Consider the following 5,401-nt stretch of genomic DNA (forward strand, 5'->3'; position numbering starts at 1 on the left):
TTCCGCCCGGACGTCCATCTCGTCCTCCGCGTCAACCGCGACGACCTGCGCGCGCTCGCGGAGCGGTTCTCGATCTCGACGTGGGAGACGCGGGAGCTCTTCGGGAAGCCGGAGCGGTGGTGGCGGCGCTCGATTCTCTTCGAGGGGGCGCGCTATCGGGATTTCGCCCTGCTGCTGGCCCGGGGCGCGCTCGACGCGATGGCGCCGGGCGATCCGAGCGATACGTTCCGCCCGCGGCGGCCGTGGATCGGGGCGTCGCCGCTCCCCGAGCAGCCGCTCTTCCGCGAGCTCGGCCCGGGAAAGCCGCCGATGCCGAACGCGCGATGGAAGGCGCTCACGGCGGGGAAGGCGCTCGCCGACGAGCGCGGCGTGCCGCTGCTCCTCGTCAACGATCCGATCTTCATCGCGTCGGGTCCCCGTTCGGACCGCGAGTACAATTCCTTCTATGGACGGGCGATCTACGACCGCTACCGCGCCGTGCTCGCCCGGTTCTGCTCGGACAACGGCATCGCGCTCCTCGACCTGTGGGACTTCCTCGGGCCGCGGGAGTTCGGCGACACCCCCCAGCACTACCGGCCCGAGGCCAACGCGCGGATCGCGCGGGCGGTGACGGATCGGCTCACGGAGATGACGCGATGACGCAATCGGTGTTCACGGTCGACCTGTCGGGCCGGAAGGCCCTGGTGACCGGCGGCTCCCGCGGCATCGGGCTTTCCGCCGCGAAGTTCCTGGTGCGTGCCGGGTGCCAGGTCGCGATCGTGTACCGGCGGCGGCAGCGCGAGGCGCGCCGCGCGTGCCTCGAGCTCGAGGCGCTCGGGGGACCGGGTCTCGCGTTTCGCGCCGACGTCTCCGACGAGCGCGAGGCGAAGCGCGCGATCTCGCAGGCGGTCGCGCGGCTGGACGGCCTCCACATCCTCGTCAACAACGCGGGGATCTGGCCGGGGGGCGCCGTCGAGGAGATCAGCCCCTCCTACTGGGAGGAGGTGTTCGCGATCAACGCGCGGGGCACCTTCCTGATGACGAAGTTCGCCGTCCCCGTCTTCAAGGCGCAGCGGTTCGGCCGGATCGTCAACGTCTCCTCGACGGCGGGCCAGCGCGGCGAGGCGTATCACTCGCACTACGCCGCGACGAAGGGGGCGGTGATTGCGTTCACCAAGTCGCTCGCGGCCGAGCTCGGTCCCTACGGCATCACCGTCAACGCGGTCGCTCCCGGCTGGGTGGACACGGAGATGTCGCAGCGCGAGCTCGGCGACAAGCGCCGGCGGCGGGCGATCGAGCAGGAGATCCCCACGCGGCGCGTCGCGACCGCGGACGATGTCGGGGGCGTGATCGCCTTCCTCTGCTCCGACTACGCGCAGCAGATCAACGGCGCGGTGGTCAACATCAACGGCGGATCGGTCCTGGCCTGACCGGAGGCGACGTGTATCTCCGCCAGTTCTATCTCGGCTGTCTCGCCCAGGCGTCCTACCTGATCGGCTCGGAAGGCGTCGCCGCCGTCGTCGACCCGCGGCGGGACGTCGAGGTCTACCTCGAAGATGCGCAAGCGCGGGGGCTCGTGATCCGGCACGTGATCGAGACGCATCTCCACGCGGACTTCGTGTCGGGCCACCGGGAGCTCGCAGCGGCCTCCGGCGCGACGATCCACGTGAGCCGCGCGGCGGGCGCCGCCTACCCGCACGACCCGGTCGCGGAAGGCTCGGAGATCGCGGTCGGCGCCGCCCGCCTGCGGGTCCTCGAGACTCCCGGCCACACGCCCGATTCGATCTGCCTCCTCCTCTTCGAAGGGAAGGGTTCCTCGGTCCCGTCCGCCGTTCTGACCGGCGACACCCTCTTCATCGGGGACGTCGGCCGGCCCGACCTCGCCGGCGCGGCCGCGAGCCCGGCCGCCGGTCCGGGGCCGGGCCCGCGGGAGCAGGCGGGGCAGCTCTACGACTCGCTTCACGGCAAGCTCCTCGCGCTGCCCGATTCGGTCGTCGTGTACCCGGGCCATGGCGCCGGCTCGATGTGCGGCCGGAACCTCTCGAGCGAGACGACCTCGACGATCGGCGAGCAGCGGCGGACCAATTACGCGCTGCAGCCGATGACCCGCGATGCGTTCGTCGGGATGATGACGACCGACCTGCCTGAGATCCCGGCGTACTTCGGGCGCGACGTCCGGTTGAACCGCGAGGGACCGTCATTGCTCGCCGAGCTCCCGCCCCTTCCGGCGCTCGCTCCCGCAGAGGTTGCCCGCCTCGGCGGCGCGGGAGCCGTCGTCCTCGACACGCGCTCTTCCGCGGCGTTCGGCGCCGCGCACCTGCCGGGCTCGATCCACATCGACCTCGACGGCCCGTTCGCCTCGTGGGCGGGCACCGTCGTCCCCGCCGCGTCTCGGATCGTCCTCGTGACCGACGGCGCAGGCGGCGTCGACGAGGCGCGGATGCGGCTCGCGCGCGTCGGGATCGAGAGCCTGGCCGGTTATCTCGACGGGGGCGTCGCGGCCTGGAGCGCGTCGGGCCGGCCCGTCGGGGCCGCCGAGCAGATCGCCGTCGACGAGCTCGCCGCGCGGCTCGAGGAGGGGAGCTGCGGCGTGCTCGACGTCCGCCGCGGCCCGGAGTGGGACGCGGGGCACATCGCGGAGGCCGTCGCGCGGCCGCTCGCCGAGCTCGCCGGCTCCGGCGCGGAGATCGCCGCCGGGAAGCCGCTCGCGGTGATCTGCGCGGGAGGGTACCGCTCGTCGATCGCGGCGAGCCTCCTCCTGCGGCGAGGCCGGCGGGACGTCGTCAACGTCGTCGGGGGAATGGCGGCATGGAACGCGGCGGGGCTGCCGGTCGTGGCGTGAGCCGCGCGACTGGTCGTGGCGTGAGCCGGGCAAGAGGCAACGCCGCATGAGCCCCGCCAAGCCTTCACGCGGAATTTACGCTGGCTTCACGCCGCAGCCTCTCGAATCGCGGCACAATGGCCGGCGGATGACGATTCGGGCCTCGATCGACATCGGCAGCAACACGATCAAGCTCCTCGTCGCCCGCGTGGGGGAGGACGGGGCGCTCGAACCGCTCGCGCGCGAGAAAGAGCTCGTCCGCCTCGGGCACGAGACCTTCGCGACCGGGCGGCTCTCTCCCGAGGCGATCGAAGCGGCGTCCTCCGCCGTCGAGCGGCTCGCGTCGGTCGCCCGCGGGTCGAGCGCCGAGACGATCCGCGCCGTCGCGACCTGCGCGGTCCGCGAGGCGGAGAACGCCGAAGAGCTCGTCGCCGCCGTCCGGGAGCGCTGCGGAGTCGAGGTCGAGGTGATCTCGGGGGAAGAGGAGGCGCGGCTCATCACGCTCGCGGTCCGGAGCGAATTCCCCGAGTCGTGTGATTCTCTGTTCCTCGTCGACATCGGCGGGGGCTCGACGGAGCTCGTCGTCTCGGACGGCAACCGCGTGCTCTTCGCCGAGTCCGTCGAGCTCGGCGCCGTGCGCCTCGCGGAGAAATACCTCCGCCACGACCCGGTTTCGCGGGCCGACCGCGAGTCGCTCGAGCGCGCCGTCCGGCGGCGCGTGGCGGGCGCCGCACGCCGCGTCGCGCGGGCCGGGTTCAAGACCTGCGTCGGCACCTCCGGGACGGTGCAGTCGATGTCGATGGTGTACGAAGCCGCCATCCGCGGCCGGGAGGTCTTCCCTTCGGGCCACCGGACGCTGCCGCGCAAGGGGCTCAAGAAGGTCCTCGCGCTCCTCCGGAAGACGACGCTCAAGGACAAGCTGCGGGTCCCGGGCCTCGACCCGAAGCGCCGCGACATCGCGCTCCCCGGCGGGATCGTCCTCGCCGCCGTGATGAAGTCGGCCGGAGCCGACGAGATCCTCGTCGGCGAACGCGGCCTTCGGGAAGGCGTGCTTCTCGACCAGGTGGCGCGCCGCCGCTCGCCCGGGTTCCTCCCTCCGATCGCGCGCGACGTGCGCGAGAGCAGCGTCGACCGGCTCGCCCGCCGCACCAGCGTCGAGCCCGTGCACGCACGGCACGTGGCCGTGCTCGCCGACCAGATCTTCGAATCCACGCATCGCCTTCACCAGATGACCGGCCGCGAGCGGGAGTGGCTCCGCGTGGCGGCGCTGCTCCACGACGCCGGCGCGTCGATCGGCTTCACGCGACATCACCGCCACTCCTACTACCTGATCCGGCACGGCGACCTCACGGGTTTCGCCGCGGAGGAGGTCGAGACGATCGCGGCGATCGCCCGGTACCATCGCGGCGCCCGGCCGAAGGGACGGCATCCGGAGTGGCGGCAGCTCGATCCCTGGCGCCGCCAGTCCGTCGAGAAGCTCGCGGCCATCCTGCGAGTCGCCGACGGGCTCGACCGCGGACACCGGCAGGCGGTCGCCTCGGTTTCCTGCCGCGTCCGGCAGAAGAAGGTCGTGTTCGAGGTCGCCGCCGCCTCCGGCCGCCACGGGCCGGAAGGGATCGCCCCGGAGCTCGCGGGCGCACTCCGGAAATCGAAGCTCTTCGCCCGGGTTTTCGGCCGCCGTGTCGTGCTCGCGGAGAAAGAGTCGGAACGGGCCGTGATGACGGGGAAAGGGACCGCCGCATGAAGGAACATTTCGCCGAACAGCTGGAGCATCTCCGCCGCCGCCTGATCGTCTTCGGCGCCGAGGTCGAGAAGCAGATCGCCGCCGCGGTCGACGCGTTCACGGAAGCTTCCGCCTCGAAGGCCACCGTCGTGATCGCCAACGACGAGGCGATCAACCGGACGGAGGTCGAGATCGAGGAGGAAGCGATCCACCTCTTCGCCCTGCAGCAGCCGGTCGCCGTCGACCTCCGGCTCCTGATCGCGTGCCTCAAGATCAACAACGATCTCGAGCGGATCGGCGATCACGCGGTCAACATCGCCGAGTGCGCGGAGAGGATCTCGTCGAAGAAGCCGCTCAAGCCGTTCATCGACATCCCCTCGATGGGAGAGGTCGCGATGGGGATGCTGAAGGACGCGATCGATTCGTTCGTCAATCGGGACGTCGAGCTCGCGCGCGCGGTCATCCTGAAGGACGACGTGCTCGACGACAAGAACAAGTCGATCATCCGGGAGCTCCTGACGTACATGGCCGAGTCGCCGTCGCTCATCTCCTACAGCCTCGAGTGCATCTCGGTCTCGAAGAACCTCGAGCGGGTCGGCGACCTCGCGACGAACATCGCCGAAGACACGATCTACCTCGCGCAGGCGAAGCTCGTGAAGCACCACGCGGCGGAGATGCCGTAGGAGGACGAAACTCGAAGCACGAATCCAGCGCCTTCTTCGCATGGCGAAGAAGCACCGCTCCGCGGTGGCCTGCGCAAGCAGGCGGCGCGTCGATCGCCGCGCATGCAGTCCGCGAGCCATTCCGAAATCCGAAACAGATTCGAAATCCGAAATTCAACACTCCAAAGGGTGAAGCGCAGATACGCATTGCCTCCG

General features: G+C 70.9%; 5 protein-coding genes. All 5 read left to right on the top strand.

Translation table 11 applies throughout. The features are described 5' to 3' along the window. A partial coding sequence (locus tag VKH46_06970) for a hypothetical protein (protein ID HKB70572.1) occupies nt 1-639 on the top strand: 639 nt, incomplete at its 5' end. Further along, nucleotides 636-1,409, top strand: coding sequence for an SDR family NAD(P)-dependent oxidoreductase (locus VKH46_06975; protein ID HKB70573.1), 774 nt, complete (start codon nt 636-638; stop codon nt 1,407-1,409). The genes VKH46_06970 and VKH46_06975, both read left to right, overlap by 4 nt. An 11-nt stretch (nt 1,410-1,420) precedes the next feature. Further along, the gene (locus tag VKH46_06980; protein HKB70574.1) at nt 1,421-2,821 is read left to right on the top strand and encodes a rhodanese-like domain-containing protein; all 1,401 of its coding nucleotides are present in this window, start codon (nt 1,421-1,423) and stop codon (nt 2,819-2,821) included. Nucleotides 2,822-2,948: 127 nt separating this feature from the next. Continuing rightward, nucleotides 2,949-4,544 (top strand): Ppx/GppA phosphatase family protein, encoded by a 1,596-nt coding sequence (locus VKH46_06985; GenBank protein ID HKB70575.1) that lies wholly within the window; start codon nt 2,949-2,951, stop codon nt 4,542-4,544. Next, nucleotides 4,541-5,206, top strand: a complete 666-nt coding sequence (gene phoU / locus VKH46_06990; GenBank protein ID HKB70576.1) for a phosphate signaling complex protein PhoU — start codon at nt 4,541-4,543, stop codon at nt 5,204-5,206. The genes VKH46_06985 and phoU overlap by 4 nt, the downstream gene beginning before the upstream one ends. Nucleotides 5,207-5,401: the final 195 nt, after the last annotated feature.

It is taken from the genome of Thermoanaerobaculia bacterium (genome assembly GCA_035260525.1).
Classification (GTDB): domain Bacteria; phylum Acidobacteriota; class Thermoanaerobaculia; order UBA5066; family DATFVB01; genus DATFVB01.